The sequence below is a fragment of the Neobacillus sp. SRL179 genome (assembly GCF_984799095.1).
In genome coordinates, this window is record NZ_OZ481792.1 from 637,071 (window position 1) to 653,735 (window position 16,665).

At 39.7% G+C, this 16,665-nt stretch carries 14 protein-coding genes; 8 read left to right on the forward strand and 6 right to left on the reverse strand.

From position 1 onward, the window contains the following. Window positions 1-57: 57 nt before the first annotated feature. The gene (locus AC4E8C_RS03150) at window positions 58-2,040 is read left to right on the forward strand and encodes an oxidoreductase (protein ID WP_490210182.1); all 1,983 of its coding nucleotides are present in this window, start codon (window positions 58-60) and stop codon (window positions 2,038-2,040) included. Between the two features lie 575 nt (window positions 2,041-2,615). Continuing rightward, window positions 2,616-3,188 (forward strand): MOSC domain-containing protein, encoded by a 573-nt coding sequence (locus AC4E8C_RS03155; protein WP_490212455.1) that lies wholly within the window; start codon window positions 2,616-2,618, stop codon window positions 3,186-3,188. A 124-nt stretch (window positions 3,189-3,312) separates the two neighbouring features. Here AC4E8C_RS03155 and AC4E8C_RS03160 read toward each other — a convergent pair whose 3' ends face one another. Further along, window positions 3,313-4,179 carry a YsnF/AvaK domain-containing protein gene (locus AC4E8C_RS03160; RefSeq protein WP_490210184.1) on the reverse strand — a complete coding sequence of 289 codons (867 nt, stop codon included), beginning with the start codon at window positions 4,177-4,179 and terminating at the stop codon, window positions 3,313-3,315. A gap of 194 nt (window positions 4,180-4,373) precedes the next feature. Next, window positions 4,374-5,357 (reverse strand): GMP reductase, encoded by a 984-nt coding sequence (gene guaC, locus AC4E8C_RS03165; RefSeq protein ID WP_490210186.1) that lies wholly within the window; start codon window positions 5,355-5,357, stop codon window positions 4,374-4,376. 314 nt (window positions 5,358-5,671) lie between these two features. On the opposite strand from guaC, the gene AC4E8C_RS03170 reads away from it, so the two are divergent. Continuing rightward, on the forward strand, window positions 5,672-7,591 hold the full coding sequence (locus tag AC4E8C_RS03170) for a catalase (protein ID WP_490212456.1): 1,920 nt from the start codon (window positions 5,672-5,674) through the stop codon (window positions 7,589-7,591). Window positions 7,592-7,656: 65 nt separating this feature from the next. Here the strand turns inward: AC4E8C_RS03170 and AC4E8C_RS03175 are convergent, their stop codons facing one another. Continuing rightward, window positions 7,657-8,727, reverse strand: coding sequence for an AI-2E family transporter (locus tag AC4E8C_RS03175; RefSeq protein ID WP_490210188.1), 1,071 nt, complete (start codon window positions 8,725-8,727; stop codon window positions 7,657-7,659). Between the two features lie 24 nt (window positions 8,728-8,751). Continuing rightward, window positions 8,752-9,516: a TraR/DksA C4-type zinc finger protein gene (locus AC4E8C_RS03180; protein ID WP_490210189.1), complete on the reverse strand. Its 765-nt coding sequence runs from the start codon at window positions 9,514-9,516 to the stop codon at window positions 8,752-8,754. A 405-nt stretch (window positions 9,517-9,921) separates the two neighbouring features. Here AC4E8C_RS03180 and AC4E8C_RS03185 point away from each other — a divergent pair, with 405 nt between their 5' ends. Continuing rightward, window positions 9,922-10,632 (forward strand): YiiX/YebB-like N1pC/P60 family cysteine hydrolase, encoded by a 711-nt coding sequence (locus tag AC4E8C_RS03185; RefSeq protein WP_490212457.1) that lies wholly within the window; start codon window positions 9,922-9,924, stop codon window positions 10,630-10,632. 133 nt (window positions 10,633-10,765) lie between these two features. Beyond that, window positions 10,766-11,965 (forward strand): hypothetical protein, encoded by a 1,200-nt coding sequence (locus tag AC4E8C_RS03190; RefSeq protein WP_490210191.1) that lies wholly within the window; start codon window positions 10,766-10,768, stop codon window positions 11,963-11,965. Window positions 11,966-12,009: 44 nt separating this feature from the next. On the opposite strand, the gene AC4E8C_RS03195 is transcribed toward AC4E8C_RS03190, so the two are convergent. Next, a complete protein-coding gene (locus AC4E8C_RS03195) occupies window positions 12,010-12,582 on the reverse strand; it encodes a M15 family metallopeptidase (RefSeq protein ID WP_490210193.1) in 573 nt (190 codons plus the stop codon). A 352-nt stretch (window positions 12,583-12,934) separates the two neighbouring features. Between AC4E8C_RS03195 and AC4E8C_RS03200 the strand changes: the two genes are divergently transcribed. From AC4E8C_RS03200 to AC4E8C_RS03210, 3 genes are read left to right on the forward strand one after another with little or no spacing between them, the layout of a single operon-like run. Beyond that, window positions 12,935-13,261, forward strand: a complete 327-nt coding sequence (locus AC4E8C_RS03200; RefSeq protein ID WP_490210195.1) for a PadR family transcriptional regulator — start codon at window positions 12,935-12,937, stop codon at window positions 13,259-13,261. After that, the gene (locus AC4E8C_RS03205) at window positions 13,258-13,911 is read left to right on the forward strand and encodes a permease prefix domain 1-containing protein (RefSeq protein WP_490210197.1); all 654 of its coding nucleotides are present in this window, start codon (window positions 13,258-13,260) and stop codon (window positions 13,909-13,911) included. The genes AC4E8C_RS03200 and AC4E8C_RS03205 overlap by 4 nt, the downstream gene beginning before the upstream one ends. A 32-nt stretch (window positions 13,912-13,943) precedes the next feature. After that, window positions 13,944-15,260, forward strand: a complete 1,317-nt coding sequence (locus AC4E8C_RS03210; protein WP_490210199.1) for a TolB family protein — start codon at window positions 13,944-13,946, stop codon at window positions 15,258-15,260. A gap of 331 nt (window positions 15,261-15,591) precedes the next feature. Here AC4E8C_RS03210 and rlmN read toward each other — a convergent pair whose 3' ends face one another. Then, window positions 15,592-16,659, reverse strand: coding sequence for a dual-specificity RNA methyltransferase RlmN (gene rlmN / locus AC4E8C_RS03215; RefSeq protein ID WP_490210201.1), 1,068 nt, complete (start codon window positions 16,657-16,659; stop codon window positions 15,592-15,594). Between the last annotated feature and the right edge of the window lie 6 nt (window positions 16,660-16,665).

The following is a 16,665-nucleotide window of genomic DNA, read 5'->3' on the forward strand; positions in this document are numbered from 1 at the left end:
GTACTTTATTGAAAGTGATTGTGAAATAGTGAGCAATTAAAAGGAGGGAATATTGAGGTGTACAGTCATTTATTCGAAAAAGGAAAAATAGGAAGTGTAACCTTAAAGAACAGAATTGTTATGCCTGCCATGGGCACGAATCTAGCTGGTCCCAATGGCGAAATCACTGACCACCAAATTGCCTATTATGAAGAAAGGGCCAAAGGCGGGACAGGATTAATTATTGTTGAATTTACGTGCATCGACTATGAATTTGGGAAAGGTATGATCAATCAGCTGCGGATTGATGAAGATCGTTTTATTGCGGGATTCAGCCGTTTGGCAAATGCCGTTCATAAATATGGGGCGAAACTATTTGTCCAGCTTCATCATGCAGGAAGACAATCTAACTCGGCGCTTATTGGCGGGAAACAAATCGTCGCACCGAGTCCAGTAACCTGTGCGGCCATCGGGGAAGAGCCTAGGGAATTAATAGTAGCAGAAGTGAAAGAGCTAATACATAAATTTGTCGCGGCTGCCTATAGGTGCAAACTTGCCGGGATTGACGGAGTAGAATTACACGGTGCCCATGGTTATTTAATTAATCAGTTCTTAAACCCCTATACCAATTTGCGAACGGACCAATATGGCGGCAGCTTTGAGAATAGATTGAGATTTTTAGGAGAAATCATGAGCGGCATTCAAGAAAAGTGTGGTCATGATTATCCGATGACAGTTCGGCTTAGTGTGGATGAATTTGTCGAAGGTGGAATTGATGCAGAATTAAGTAAGGAAATTGCTCAATACTTAGAAAACCGTGGAATATGCGCGATTCATGCCAGTGTGGGAACCTATGATTCTTCCGATAAAATAATTGAATCGGTGATGTATCAACAAGGCTGGCGGGTCTACCTAGCCGAAGAATTAAAAAAAGTCGTCAACATACCTGTTATTACAGTTGGGGTGATTCGCGAGCCCCAATTTGCCGAGGCCATATTAGCCGGTGGGAGGGCGGACTTTGTTTCCTTAGGAAGGGGGCATATTGCCGATCCAGAATGGGCTAAAAAAGCCTATGAAGGCCGCGAACAGGAGATTAGAAAATGTATCTCTTGTTTAAATTGTATACAGTCAGTAAATAGGCATTCTCACGTTCAGTGTTCTGTAAACATCAGAGCTGGACGGGAACTGGAATTTAGAGATTTAAGGCCAATTACAGAAAAACGAAATATTGCGATCATTGGCGGCGGACCTGGCGGGATGGAGGCCGCACGAGTCCTTTCATTAAAAGGATACAATGTTACAATTTTTGAAAAAGACGATAAACTGGGCGGGCAATTGAACTTAGTAAATACACCAGCTGCAAAAGAAAAAATGGATTGGATCATTCAATATCACCGCAATGAAATGGAAAGATTGGATGTAGATGTGCGCTTAAATACAGAGGCTTCAATTGAAAAAATTGAGGCATTGGATCCTTATGCTGTGTTGATTGCAACGGGTGCCAAGCCAATCATTCCTCGGATAGAGGGCAATGATTTGGTCAATGTTTGTGATTATGAAGATGTCCTATTAGAGCGCAAACCATTTGTGAATAAGCGGGTGACTGTGATTGGAAGCGGGATGGTTTGTTATAGTGTGACACGTCAGCTTGCAGAGAAAGGCAATGATGTCAGATTGATTGACGTACCGACTGCAACTGGTGAAAAGGTATCAGCACCGACCAAAATGATGCTCTTACATCGTCTAAAATCGTTAAATGTCGAGATCATCGAAGGTCATCAAGTAGTTAGGATTCTTCCTAATGCTGTTATTACGGCGGCTGAACGGTCTGAAGAACAGGTTGAACTGGAAACGGATTATGTCGTCTTTTCAATGGGCACACAATCTCACAATCCATTAGAAGAGTCGTATCGAAAGGAATTTCCTAATGTCTTTGTCATTGGCGACGCCATTAATCCAGGTTCGATCACACATGCCATTAAAGATGGGTTTGAAAAGGCATTTGTACTGGAGTCACTGGTGATGAATAAAGCGGTGAAAGATATAATCGAACTTGTTTGATAAAAAGAGGTAATTGTACTCTTGGGTCGGGGAAAGGAGTCACGGCGGTCCTCATAGGAGAAATTGCAGCACCATTTAAATTCGGTAAAAGAGCATCATCCAGTTGGATGGTGCTCAGCTATTAAATAATAATTATTCATCTTCTTCGTAAGCTTCAGTTGTTGTATCTCTGCACTCCCAGCACTCGCTCCGGTTTCTCTCCATAGTCGATAATTCTTTTCCACAAGAAATGCAAGTATCCATAGGTAAGATGCTCCTTTCCAGTGAAATGGCTTTATACTGATATATATTCAGTTACTTCTATTTATATGTCTCATAATAAAGTCAAAAAATGAAAAATTATGTCTGTCAATAACCTTTATTATTAAGCTTTTTGGTGAATTTTGGTGTTATTGCCTTTGCTTAAGCTTCTAAATAGTCAAAATCCTGTGTAAAATAAACTTTATTGACAAGGTGAATGGCTATAACAGCGGACTGTGAAGATTTATCGGCGAATTCACAAATATATCAGCGGATTTACCTATTTTATCAGCGAATCAAACAATAATGTTTTTGAAGCGAGCTGAGTGGAGGTTATTTTTTTGGAGAAAGCAACAGCAGAGATAAAGGCAATATTAATAGCTGATACCCCAGAATCATTTGTAACGAGAAGAATCTCCAAGGTGAATCTTGAATTTGGGGGAATCAAAGGGGACCGGCATTTCGGCATCACGAGTAAAGCTGATTCGAGACAGCCAATGTATCCTAGAGGAACAGAGATTATGAACCGTCGGCAAATTACGATAATTTCAGAAGAAGAGCTAGGTCAGATTGCCGAAGAGTTAGGGATTGAAACGGTTAAGCCTGAGTGGTTAGGGGCAAATCTTTTGATAAAAGGGTTTTCGGAATTCACAAAACTGACGATGGGGTCAAGAATCATATTTCCAAGTGGGGCAGGCTTAATCTGTATGGGGGAAAATACACCGTGTACACTGCCTGGGGAAGAAATTCAACAGCATTATCAAGATCACGAAAAACTTGCCTTCCGGTTTGTAAAAGCAGGTTATAAACGTCGTGGTATTGTTTGTGCTGTGGAAAGGCCAGGGGAAATCTTTGAAAATGACCAGGTCCAAGTTCTTATGAACGATTTTTCCAATCCTATGCAATAGATGGATTTCCTTTTTGATGATGGGGGTGTGGTGTACTTAATAATTCCAAAAGGAGCGGTTTTATTGCGCTTATTAAAGAAAGCCCCAAAAACTAGGTTTTTGGGGCTTTAATCTGTGTTTTAAATTATAATCGGCCACTATTTGTTCGATTATGTTCCATAACAGATTCATCAACAGTTGCATCACCGTCTGTTTCCACCGTTGCTTTTTCACGCTGGACTTTTTCGGTAACCTGTTCGGTTTCCGTAGCCTGCCTTTTCCCAATCACTAATTCCTCTGTAACCACAGGCTTTTTCGTTACTTCGACCTTTTCCTCGACAATTGGAACACGAATCGTTTCATCTTCGCCAACTGGAGTAGTTGTGTCTGTTGAAGCATCGTTCACTGCCCGCCTTTCCACATAAACTTCTTCATGGGTAACCGGAACATGGACTGTTTTTTCTTCTTCCACTACTTCTTTGTGAACGTTCACTTCACCAGTCTGGACACGTTCTTTAGAAACATCAAGCTGTTCTTCGCGAAGCTTCAGGGTACGCTCGTCATCCGTATCAAGATCTGTTTGGTCACTTACAGCATTTCCTGTGAACCCATCCCTTGAAGTATTAGTGGCTGTTCCTGCCCCAGCCTCGGCAAGTAGTAAAATTCTACCGGAATTGATATCCTCTTCATACTCACGGGCAGCGGCTTCCTCAATGCCAAGACCTGTCAGATAATCGTAATATGACGTTTCGCTTCCATCTGTATTGGAATTGACTTCAAAGGCGGAAACCAGACTCTCCATGAACCCTTTAGGCTCATTTGTTTGGGTATGACCTGTTTCGCTCACATTCTCAGAAGGTATCCCTATTTCATTTTGAAGGGAAGTAGGGAAATCCCTTGTATTGGCAATAATGGACAATTGATTTACAGAATATCCTTCATTTTTGTATTCCTCTACGGCACGAATCAAGTCATCACTCGAATTATAAACACCTAGAACTTTTTTATTCATAGACTAATACCTCCGATTTTTTTGATTACCTTGTCAGGCCTATTCTTCATACATACCCGGCTAAAACAGGATAAAACATTCATTCAGCAAATACCCGGAATGCACTACCAAAAGAATAGAAAAGGTGTCAGGCACCATGTGAGAACTCACATGGTGCCTGACACCCTAAACAAAATCAGTAAGTGGTAAATATCTTAATAGATTTTATCACCATTAAAGATAGAATTCTTAACGACAACGTAATCCACATTGCGGATAGCAGATAACTTGTTCCCGCCAGCGTATGAAATAGAGGATTGAAGGTCTTGTTCCATTTCAATTAAAGTATCTTTTAATGATCCTTTATACTCCACATACATCTTTTTGCCTTCTACATTTCTTTTTTCACCTTTTTGGAATTCAGAAGCAGAACCGAAATACTCTTTATAGCATTTCCCATCCTTCTCATACGTTTCACCTGGTGATTCTTCGTGTCCGGCAAATAATGAACCAATCATGACCATGGAGGCACCAAAACGAACGGATTTCGCAATATCACCATGTGTACGAATACCACCGTCAGCAATAATTGGCTTGCTTGCGGCCTTGGCACACCAACGCAGCGCAGCTAATTGCCAGCCGCCTGTACCAAATCCTGTTTTGATTTTTGTTATACAAACTTTTCCTGGTCCAATTCCCACTTTAGTGGCATCTGCACCTGCATGTTCTAATTCTCTAACGGCTTCCGGTGTTCCCACATTTCCCGCAATGACAAAGCTTGCAGGTATAAGTTTTTTAATATGCTGAATCATCTCAATGACAGCATTGGAATGTCCATGGGCAATATCAATTGTAATGTATTCCGGTGTTAACTGTTCAGCAGCTAACTGCCGGATGAATTCATATTCGCCCTCTTTTACGCCCACACTAATAGAAGCATAAAGTCCGCGGTCTTGCATATCTCGAACGAACGATAATCTCTTTTCCGGTTCAAAACGATGCATGATATAGAAATAATTATTTTCGGCTAAAAAAATCGCAATTTTTTCATCAATGATGGTCTGCATATTAGCAGGCACAACTGGTAATTTGAACGTACGTCCCCCAAATGTAACCGATGTATCACATTCCGACCGACTGTTAACGACAGATTTGGCTGGAATCAGTTGAATATCTTCATAATCAAATACATTATCCATGAAATACACTCCCAAACACGAATGTTATAGTTAATTTAATTTAAATTGTTCGTACATATGTAATTTACATTGTTTTTAACAGTATGTCAAAGTTTTTTGAAACTTATGTATTTATGACCGCCTGTAGAACCTATTAAAATGTTTTATTAAAAGGTAGAAAGGGTAACGAGTGAGTGGGTAATAAATTTATTTTAAGAGATTACATATTTTCGTGAGGAGGTTCGCCTGTGGTAAATAAAAAGGCAGTCCAATTACAGAAATACACCATTGACACTGAACAAGAAGCCGGTTTAACCACAAATCAAGGTTTAAAAATGGCTGAAGATGAGTTTTCTTTAAAAGCTGGTGTAAGAGGACCGACGCTGATGGAGGACTTTCATTTTAGAGAAAAAATGACACACTTTGACCATGAACGAATTCCTGAACGCGTGGTCCATGCACGAGGGACGGGGGCTCATGGCATTTTTCAACTCTACGAATCTCAAGCAGCATACACGAAAGCTGATTTTCTAAATGATACCTCTAAGACTACCCCTGTGTTTGTACGTATTTCAACAGTGCAGGGTTCAAGAGGATCAAGCGATACCGTCCGTGATGTTCGTGGTTTTGCGACAAAATTTTATACGGATGAAGGCAACTTTGATTTAGTTGGGAATAATATGCCTGTCTTTTTTATTCAAGATGCGATTAAATTTCCTGACTTTGTTCATGCGCTTAAGCCCGAACCACATAATGAAACTCCGCAGGGTGCCAGCGCTCACGATACATTTTGGGATTTCATTGGGCAAAATCCTGAATCGGCTCATATGATTATGTGGTTAATGAGTGACCGCGCGATTCCGCGCAGCTATCGGATGATGGAAGGGTTTGGTGTTCATACGTTCCGGCTGATCAATGCTGATGGAGAAGCCCATTTTGTAAAATTCCACTGGAAGCCTGTACTTGGCATCCATTCACAAGTTTGGGATGAAGCACAAAGAACCGCAGGTAAAAACCCCGATTTTCACCGTTTAGATTTATACGAAGCCATTGATAAAGGAGATTTTCCTGAATGGGAACTTGGTTTACAAGTCATTCCTGAAGAAGATGAATTCAACTTTGATTTTGATATTTTAGACCCGACCAAATTATGGCCGGAGGAAGAGGTTCCTGTTAAAATTGTTGGTAAAATGACATTGAACCGGAATGTAAATAATTTCTTTGCGGAAACGGAACAAGTTGCCTTCCACCCAGGTCATGTTGTGCCGGGTATCGACTTTTCCAATGATCCACTACTGCAAGGGCGTTTATTTTCATATACAGATACACAATTAACCCGTCTTGGCGGTCCTAACTTTCATCAAATCCCGATTAATCAGCCTGTGTGCCCATTCCATAACAATCAACGGGATGGAATGCACCAAATGACGATCCACCAGGGACAAACAAGTTACCATCGAAATGGGTTAAATGCCAATCAGCCTGAACCTGTGCCAGTAGAACTGGGAGGTTATGAATCCTATCAGGAAAAAATCGAGGGGCGTAAAATTAGAGGCCGAAGTGAGAGTTTCCTAGACTTTTATTCTCAGGCCAAGTTATTCTACAACAGCCTCACGCCGGTTGAGCAGCAGCACGTAATTGATGCCTTTAGCTTTGAACTGGGCAAATGTAAATCAGTCATGGTAAAAAATAATGCGGTAGCCCTTATCAATCACATTGACCGACAAGTAGCAGCAGCAGTGGCTGACAACATTGGTGCAGAACTTCCGGAAGAAAATCTCGAAGTGAAGTCAGATAAAAAATCGCCTGCACTTAGTATGGCCAATACGGTTAGCAAACCGGATACAAAATGTGTGGCGATTCTATTGAATGGGACTGTAGAGGACGACAAATTAACCGAATGGATTAAAGCATTAGCGCAGTATAACGTAAATTATAGTATTGTTGCTAAAAAGATTACTTCGCTGAATGCGGTATTAAAAGTAACCGATACCTTTGATACTGCCGATTCCAGTCTTTTCGATGCAGCAATAGTGATTAGCAGTCAGCCTGAACTTGAACCGCCGGTGTTAGAATTTATGGAAACAACATACAAACACTTTAAACCGCTGGCTTTAGCTTTTATTGAGGATAAAGCCTTAGAGAGAAGCCGCGTCCAACTAGATGCACCAGGAGTTTTCGATTTAACTCAAACGGAGATTACTCCTTTTATTGAGGGACTAGCCCAGGATCGGTTCTGGGACCGGCAGCTATGATACCTTTAAAGAAATATAAAAACAGTGTGTCTCCTATCAGAGGCACACTGTTTTTAGTTGGATGGCTACATATTCTCAATTTTCCTTAGCTTATAAAAACGAATGACATTTTTAAGGGTAACTTTTACAACCGAGTAGAGTGGAATGGCGATAATAATGCCAATAAATCCATAAATAGCCCCTGCGATTAACAAAATGAAAATGACCGTTAAAGGATGAAGATTTAGTTTTTCTCCCATAACTTTCGGTGTAACAATATTTCCATCTAGCTGCTGGGCGACAATTACCACTAAAACCACTTTCAAAACCATAAACGGACCTTGTAAAAGGGCGACAAGAACGGCTGGAACCATTCCAATCACAGGGCCAATAAAGGGAACAATTGTCATACACATGGCGAAAATGGCGAGCACAAGACTATTATTTAGACCGATAATACGAAATCCGATATAGAGCATAATTCCATCGGATAATGCGATAATACATTGTCCAATAATATATGCGGATAACGTCTTATCTATATCGACAAGAATCAAATTGCCTTCCTTTACGTGTTCAACGGGAAGATTTTTCAAGAGAGCAGGTTTCAGTTTCTCGCCATCACGTAAAAAATAAAAAACAATAAAAGGGACAACCCCAAGCACTGTTGCGATACTGGTAATAATGGATATGATATCCGTTATATTCTGATCGATATGATGAAAGAAGGAGGTTGAGAGGGAACTAGCTTTTTTTTCAATCATTCTTAACGAACTGTTTCCGAAGCTATTATCCTTAACCATGTTATGGGACACATTGGATAATTTTTCAACCTTATTTGGAAATTGCTCCGAAAGCTGCTGGACTTGTTGTGCAATGGCCGTACTAGTAAAATGAACAAATAGACAGCCAGCCCCGATGAATAGTAAGTAAACAATTAATATACTTATATTTTTGCTCATATATTTGGAAAATAGGGTTACAAATGGCCTCATTAAATAATAAATCACTCCAGAGATGAGAATCGGAAAAAATATAGTAGCAATGAATTTTTTAAAGGGCCAAACAAAATAATCAATTTTACCAAATAGAAAAATAATTAATAAGATTAATAGGATACCTGTTGCATATTTAAAAAAAGGTCTCTTAATCCACATACCATCCACCCAAGAAGACTGAATTTACTCAGTCTCTGCTTTCTTATCATCTATATAGCTGTCTCTGTTTTTATATGGAATATCGCCAATTTTTGAATCAATTCCTTTACGATCCAGCAGGTCCTTGTATTCTTCCATCTTCTTGGACGGCAGAACGGTTTTTTGCTGACCAGTGATGTCTGTGGCGGAATAAGTTTCGTAATCCTCTGCATAGGATTCTTCGTTTTTCCCTTTGGAATAAAGATCATTATAGCTATTAAAATCGCCAGCGAGGTCGGAAGGAGTTTCCGAAGTTCCAAACCTGGCGACTTCTTCAAAACTATCTTGAGTATCGATCACACCTTGTTCCGGACTATGCCTGAAGGAATTCACCTCGGACGGCTCTAAGATGTCTTCCTCAACGGGGCGGTCATCTCGGCCAGGTGTTTCAGGTGAGTGATTGACACAGTATAAGGTGGAAGGCAGAACTTCCAATCGCTCGAAAGGGATTTCTTCCCCGCACTCGATGCACGTTCCATATGTTCCTTTTTCAATCGCTTCTAGTGCAGTACTTATTTTTTCAAGTTGTTCATTCCTGTGTTCCTCTAAGGCAAATTCTCGTTCGCGCTCAAATAATTCTGTACCTAGATCAGCAGGATGGTTGTCATAAGCTGATAATTCATCGACCGTTTCCCGCATGCTTTCATCCTTATTGCTGTATTTACCGTTAAGATTTAATTGGCCTGTAATGGCTTGTTTCTCTTCCTCAAGCCTTTTTTTAAATGTATCTAGTTGATTTGTAGATAACATTATGATTCACATCCTCTTCTAAACTATTATTCTCTTAATACCCTTTCTGCGTTTTATAAAAACTTGTTCACTTTGATTCAAGAAATTTTCAAATGGTAGTAAGCTTGGGAAAATTTTTATACTCAATTTTTAACTAAATTCCCAAATAGTTGACTACATAGGAATTTAGTCTGAATTCAAAATTAAAGAAATAGAACTTATGGATTATACAAGTGAAAAAAGACATTGGGAAATATTGAGTACAAAAAACATTGAATATGGAAACTGAAAGAATTTTTAGAAAATAATGGTATTCAAGAGGGGGCTTTTGTATTAATCTTTTAGTTGGGTACCCGTACTTTAATTAAGAGGTGAAGGAAATTGAAAAAACAATTATTATCTGGTTTAGTGGTGTTAGGACTTGTTATGTCGTCTGTTCCAAGTGCTTCTTTTGCTAAAGGTGTAGATCGGCCAATTATTCATGGAAGTGTTGACCAGCCATATCTCAATGAAGTCCTAGAATTACAGCCAGATGTAAGTGCGGAAGAATTATTACAAGATGTTAAGTCCATTGCAGAAAATACTGGACAAACGGAAGCTTCTGTTTTAGAGCAAATTTACAAAGAACTAAAAGCGGATAGTGAACAAGGAGAAGCAGAAAAAGTGGTCAATATTATGGGAGGATCTGGTGGAACGGTTTCAGTCGGAACTAGTTCAAAGGGGAACTTTTTCTATACGGATTCCCAAACTGCTTACCTAAATCATGGTCACGTTGGACTTTATTATTCTAGCAGCACCATTGTTGAATCTGTTCCTTCAAGCGGGGTACGGACCATTTCTACAACTAACAGGTTAGTAGATCAGGGAGGAGCCTGTGTTAAATCTGTCGATACAAGTTCTACGAATCGTACAAACGCAGCCAATTGGGCTTATAGCCGTGTTGGAATTGATGACTATTCTTATAATTTCGCTACCAATCGCTCTACAAGTTATTATGGAGATAAGAACTGTTCCAAGTTAATTTGGTCTGCCTATAAATTAAATGGCAATCTTGATCTTGATAAAGACGGCGGCTTGGGCGTATACCCAAGAGATGTCCGGGATGATAGCAAGACCACCTTAATCCGAAACATCTAAATCTATCTAGAGGATGTCCGAAACTAAAGAGTCCCCCCCTTATGACAACATAAGTGACATGTGCTATTTTAGACCTACATAGGTATATTAAGTGAGGGGGGACATCCTCTTTTAATTAAAGGGAGTTAACCTAATGAAAAAAACCTTGTTGCTAGGAATCTTTATTATTTGTATCGGTATTGGCGTTTTCATCTATAAGATTTATACCGGTGGAAGCATGGATGCTGAATTACTTGTCAAAGCAAATACGATTGAGAAGCAAAGCTTTTTACAGGATAAGCAAGCTGTTCTTTATTATTCATCTACAGCGGACCAGGATTATGATAATAAAGGGGCCAGCTATGCCATCTTTATTGATAATGAGGGTTTGGCGGCAGCCTATAAAATGAAGGGGCTCGAATTAGGCAGTGTAGCTAAAGGGAATGATAGCGTCCTATTGGCAGATCGGGATTCAATCAGAATTATTGGAGATACATACAAAGAATTTAAACAAGAAAAACCTCAATATACCGGTGAGAGAACAGGATACCTAAAGGATGCTAAGTTATATTTTAGTATTTATAATACCGGAGTAAACAGTAAAACAGGTACATACGATTCCAATGTTTTATTTGGAACTGAAGCAGGACTTAAAAAAGGAAATATCCCCCATTATATCCTAACGTCAGGAATGACCAATCAAAATGTTCCCATCTTAACTCTAGATGTTGAAACAAACGTATATGACCTGCGTGACGTGTCATTTTCAAATGATCAGGTAAATGTGAAACATATAGTTCGTTTGGATAATAAGGAAAACGCAGAGTATGCGAATTTATCACAAATTGTCAGTGATGATAACTATTACTATTTTGTACTTGGACAGTTTATTGATGACAAAAGTGAAGATATCGTCCTTTTCAAAATAAATAAACAGACATTAGCGCAGGAACAAATCAAACTAGCAGAATATCGAAATAATAATAATCTGGTCGCAACCATTCCATATAGTATTAAAAATTCTGTCCACTTACATAATCATTCTTTTTATTATGTGGATGGCCTAGGGAAGGTTTATCGTTTAGAAAAAGATCAGCATGAACTGAACCAGGAATTTACGTTAAAAAACCCTCCTAAGGATGGCGTGAGACACGGTGAAGCCACGTTCTTTCAGGATGACAATCTATATGCAGTCCGCTATGATGAGAAAAAGAAGGAAAAGTATACAATTGAAAAGTATTCATTGAAGACCGGGGAAAGAGAGAATATAATCCCCCTTAAGAATTTATCCGACATCTTAACCTCAATAAAAGGAAAATCGGTTCATTCTTATGATTTTAAAATGTTAAAGTAAATTGTTAGAAGGCGAGCAGTGACTCCTGATGGACTGTTCGCCTTTTAAGGATTGGTATCTGCTGTCATGGGTGAATCAGCAGGTCGTTCGCCGTTTTGCAGGTCGGCTATGGTTAAGCCAAACCCCATTTCTAAATGAGGATAATCTTTAAATTGGACCCAGTCGCCACCCCATTGGAAGCCCAAGGCTTTTGCCATTTCTACTACCTCTGTCCAATCAGCTGCCCCATTTTTATTCCCATCAAATTGCATATCCCAGATAACCTCTCCTGAAGGGGCCTTTAACGCAAAGTCAATGGCAAGGCCGTAATTGTGATAAGACTCACCGCCTTTGGCATTGGTGACAATTGTGCCTGCTGCAGTACGGCCTTTTTCAAAAAGACGATCTTGATCATCTGAACTTCGAAAGCCATCCGTAATGACCATCACGATTCCCTTATCCGCTGCTTGTTGAATTAACTGATTGCTTCGTTCTTGTACAATTGGGTGAAACTCTGTCGGTAACGGTCCAGATGGATCCATGTACCGTTCTTTAATTAACTGATAAAAAACTAGGATAACAATTAGACCGAACACAAAGCTAATAAATGACCGTCCTATCCCTTTTTTTAGTTTCAAAACGTTATTTCCTTTCATCTAAAAAATGATTTCATTATTTAAGACGAAAAGCTTAGCGGTATTGTTTCAGATGATGTTCATCTGGTTACTTGTAAACTTTTTCACTTGTTATAAATGACTAACTGGCACAGTGGAGGTGACAATGCCCATTAGCAAGAAAAAGGTCTGATGATGGGCAATGTGAAAGGTAGACAGTGCCCGTGAGTAAGAAAAAAGTCCGTTGACGGGCACTAGGTTAGGGTGACACTAAAATATAACCCAAAGTAATAGTTTGAAAAATTTGTTAAAATAGACATTGTATAACGGTGTACATCGTTATACAATGGTATTAGAAAAAATTGGAGGGAATTACATGGATAGGGAATTGCTTAAAGGCAGTATTGAGATCCTACTGCTCTCTTTGTTAGCAGAAGTCGATTGTTATGGATATGAAATGACGAAAAAATTACGAGTGTTAAGTGATGAAGCCTACCATATGAACGAGGGAACCCTATATCCTGCTTTAAAGAGGCTAGAAAAAAAAGAGTGTGTCACTTCATATTGGAGTCAAGGACTCGATGGCTCCCGAAGAAAATATTACTCAATAACAGAAAATGGCCGCAAGGTGCTGGCCGAGAAACTAAGCAACTGGAAACAAATTAATCAGCTAATTGATAAGACGTTGGGGGGATTATCATGAAAAATCTTGATCAATATGTAAAAGAAATCCTCTCAGATGTGCCAATGAAAGAGAATGAAAGAGAGGAGTTTAAAGAAGAACTGTATAGTCATCTCCAAGAACATATCAATGAATTGCTGGTAAAGGGATTCTCAGAAGATGAGGCAATCCAACAGGTAATCAAAGCATTCGGTAGTGAGCAGAAATTAAATTGGGAAATACGAAAGGCGATTTTCCCTCTATATAAAGTGATTCGTTATATATGGAATATTGTCTTTGTTACTGCCTTTTTATGTCTTGTCTCGTATTCAGTAATGGAATACTACCATCCTGAATTTGAGAACAGGTTACCTGCCTACAGTATGGTAATGGGATTCTTTATCGTGGCGCTTCTCGCAGGTGCCGGTGAGGTCATTTATGAGGCGTTAAATGATCAATTTAAATCCAAATGGCTTTCCAATCCTTGGATCTTCTTTTTAATTCCATCACTCCTATTTGGAGGAATCCAGGCACCTTCTCTCTTTGGACATCCTGAACAGTACCAGGAAGGATTGTGGCTCGATTTATTTGCGATTCCGCTGGGCGCATTCGCCTATCTACTATCCAGACAGCTATTTACATATTTCTTTGTAAATAGCAGACAAAACTTTAAGGGAAATAAAGCGAAGTAAGCTTTTCATATCAATCTATAGTGAGGTAATCAATGGATCATAGTAAAAAAAGAAAACGTCTGCTTTCCTTCATTATGGTGTCAGCTCTGCTACTAGTAGGAACACTAATCTACAGTATTTTACGAGATGACGACCAGTATAAGTATTTTACCGGATTGGGAGAGCCCCTTGATATTTCTCCAGATGATCATCAGTATCTTTTTTCATATTATAGGAATGGAAAGGAAGCCATTTACCAAGCAAATGTGAACGGCAAAAATGTGATTCGGTTGACCAATCCGACTACAGTCAGACACCATCATCCCAAGTACTCATCTGACGGAAATAGAATATTATTTTTAGCTGAAAATGAAAAGGGAATCAATTCATTATTTGTGGCAAATCGTGACGGCAGTAATGCGAAACAGTTACCAACAAAGAAACTCCATGTTTCGGAGGCTGTTTTTTCACCAATAGATGATATCGTCTATTACAGTGGAATCAGTGCGAAGGACTTTCATAAAGCAGAAGGGGAGACAAAGGAAGGCTATGATTTATATTCCATCCGGTTGAATAGTAAAAGAAGCAAACAGTTAACAAATAATGATCGATTTAGCATGAATTCACTTTCGTTTTCATCGGATGGCAAAGTATTGTATTATAATTCGGATACCGCCACAGGTGAAAAGCTAATGGCCTTTACGCTTGAAAATGGGGAGGAAAGAGATGCGCTCGAGAGAATGAAACCCCATGATGGCTACTCTCTCCAACTGTCTCCAAACGGGGAGAAAATTGTCTACACGGCGATCGCGAAGGAATCCATGAATAGTTCGCTATATAAATATGAGCTTTTTATAATGGACATCAAAAGCGGTAAGAACGACAGACTGACGAACCTTCACGCCAATGTCGCTTCGGCAAGGTTTTTTCATAATCAAAATAAGATAGCTTTTTTCAAATATGCCAACTGGCCAGATGTACCTGGAAAATATGTTTTTCACACAGTTGATCCTGAAACCGGCAAGCTGCAAAGGATTCGCTTAGCAATGCCAAAGGGAGGAACGGACCATTGGTTCATAGGGATGCTGGACCGTCTGGTTAATGGGATTACGATGGCTGTTCTTTATATCATCTTAGTTGGTTTATTAACAACCTACCAATTTCTCTATCGAACGAATAAACGATATGCACCAGTTCTAATTAGTTTGATACTTGCCGTGATCGTATTTATTAGCAGTATTGTCGTTGCCATAAGTGTTAACCCATGGTACGGAATTGGAATAGGTTCAGTCGCAGCCGTAATGGCAGGCTGTACGATAATCGTTTTTATTTATGCATTTATTCTTAATCGATTAGGAAAGAGAAGGTAACTTGCGTTTAGGTTAACTGATCGTGTGGGAGCTTTCATTCATTGCGAGAGGGCTAAATTTACCGTCCGAAGTAAAAACGAGCTAAGAAGGTAAAAGGAAGAGGGTTTCATTTACCGTTCGAAGTAAAAACGAGTAGAGAAGGTAAAAGGAAGAGGGTTTCATTTACCGTTCGAAGTAAAAACGAGTAGAGAAGGTAAAAGGAAGAGGGCTGCATTTACCATTCGATGTAAAAAGGAGCCCGGAAGGTAAAGAGAAGTTGGCTGCATATCTCCCAGCCTCGGTAAAAATGGGAAAATAAAGGCCGGGGGACAGTTTCCCCCGGCCTTTAGAGTTACATGGCATTTGCTTTTTTAATTTGTTTGCTTCGTAACTGTCCACAGGCAGCATCAATGTCAGTACCATGTTCCTGACGGATTTTGCAATTGACGCCGTTCTTTTTCAATGTATCATAAAACGCCAAGACGGATTCCTGTTCGCTTCGTTGATATTGACTATGTTCATCCACAGGATTATACGGTATTAAATTCACATAGACTTGCTGCCCCAGCGGACTTAGAAGGTCGGCGAGCTGCTCCGCTTCCTGCTTATGATCATTAACATCCTTCAATAGAATATATTCAATCGTAATGCGGCGATTTGTTTTTTCTACATAGTACTCCATGGCCTTCATTAGTTTTTCAATTGGAATCGCACGGTTTATTTTCATAATCCGTGTGCGTAACTCATTATTAGGTGCATGCAGGGAGACAGCCAGGTTGACCTGCAGTCCCAAATCTGTAAATTCAACCAGCTTACTTGCCAGACCACTGGTTGAGACGGTGATTCGTCTCGCTGCAATCGCAAGTCCTTTATCGTCTTTAATCACCTTGATGAAGTTTATTAGGTTGGTGAAATTATCAAATGGTTCGCCAATGCCCATGACAACCACATGACTTACCACTTCTCCGTTCCCCATTTGGTCGAAATGAAGTTGAACGTTCATAATCTGTTCGACGATTTCGCCACTCGTTAAATCCCGACTCTTTGCTAGTAAACCACTTGCACAAAAACTACAGCCGATGTTACAGCCCACTTGGGTGGTCACACAAACTGACAGACCATATTTCTGACGCATTAAGACCGTCTCAATTAAGTTACCATCCTGCAATTTGAACAAAAATTTAATTGTTCCATCAGCGGATTCTTGTTTTATATGTTCCTGTAAGGTCTGGATGGCGAAGTGATCATCCAATAATTGGAGGCATCCTTGGTTTACCCCCGTCATATCAGAGAAAGATGTGACGCGTTTGCGATAAAGATAGTCCCAGACTTGTTGTGCCCTCGATTTTTTATGACCACGTTCTAAAAGCCAATCTGACAATTGTTCTATGGTTAATCCATAAATGGATGGTTTATTCATTTTTTC

Coding starts and splice junctions, on each gene's coding strand:
- AC4E8C_RS03160 (WP_490210184.1), bottom strand. CDS start 4,179: ATGAATAAAAAAGTTCTAGGTGTTTATAATTCGAGTGATGACTTGATT.
- guaC (WP_490210186.1), bottom strand. CDS start 5,357: ATGGATAATGTATTTGATTATGAAGATATTCAACTGATTCCAGCCAAA.
- AC4E8C_RS03170 (WP_490212456.1), top strand. CDS start 5,672: ATGGCTGAAGATGAGTTTTCTTTAAAAGCTGGTGTAAGAGGACCGACG.
- AC4E8C_RS03175 (WP_490210188.1), bottom strand. CDS start 8,727: ATGTGGATTAAGAGACCTTTTTTTAAATATGCAACAGGTATCCTATTA.
- AC4E8C_RS03180 (WP_490210189.1), bottom strand. CDS start 9,516: ATGTTATCTACAAATCAACTAGATACATTTAAAAAAAGGCTTGAGGAA.
- AC4E8C_RS03185 (WP_490212457.1), top strand. CDS start 9,922: ATGTCGTCTGTTCCAAGTGCTTCTTTTGCTAAAGGTGTAGATCGGCCA.
- AC4E8C_RS03190 (WP_490210191.1), top strand. CDS start 10,766: ATGAAAAAAACCTTGTTGCTAGGAATCTTTATTATTTGTATCGGTATT.
- AC4E8C_RS03200 (WP_490210195.1), top strand. CDS start 12,935: ATGGATAGGGAATTGCTTAAAGGCAGTATTGAGATCCTACTGCTCTCT.
- AC4E8C_RS03205 (WP_490210197.1), top strand. CDS start 13,258: ATGAAAAATCTTGATCAATATGTAAAAGAAATCCTCTCAGATGTGCCA.
- AC4E8C_RS03210 (WP_490210199.1), top strand. CDS start 13,944: ATGGATCATAGTAAAAAAAGAAAACGTCTGCTTTCCTTCATTATGGTG.
- rlmN (WP_490210201.1), bottom strand. CDS start 16,659: ATGAATAAACCATCCATTTATGGATTAACCATAGAACAATTGTCAGAT.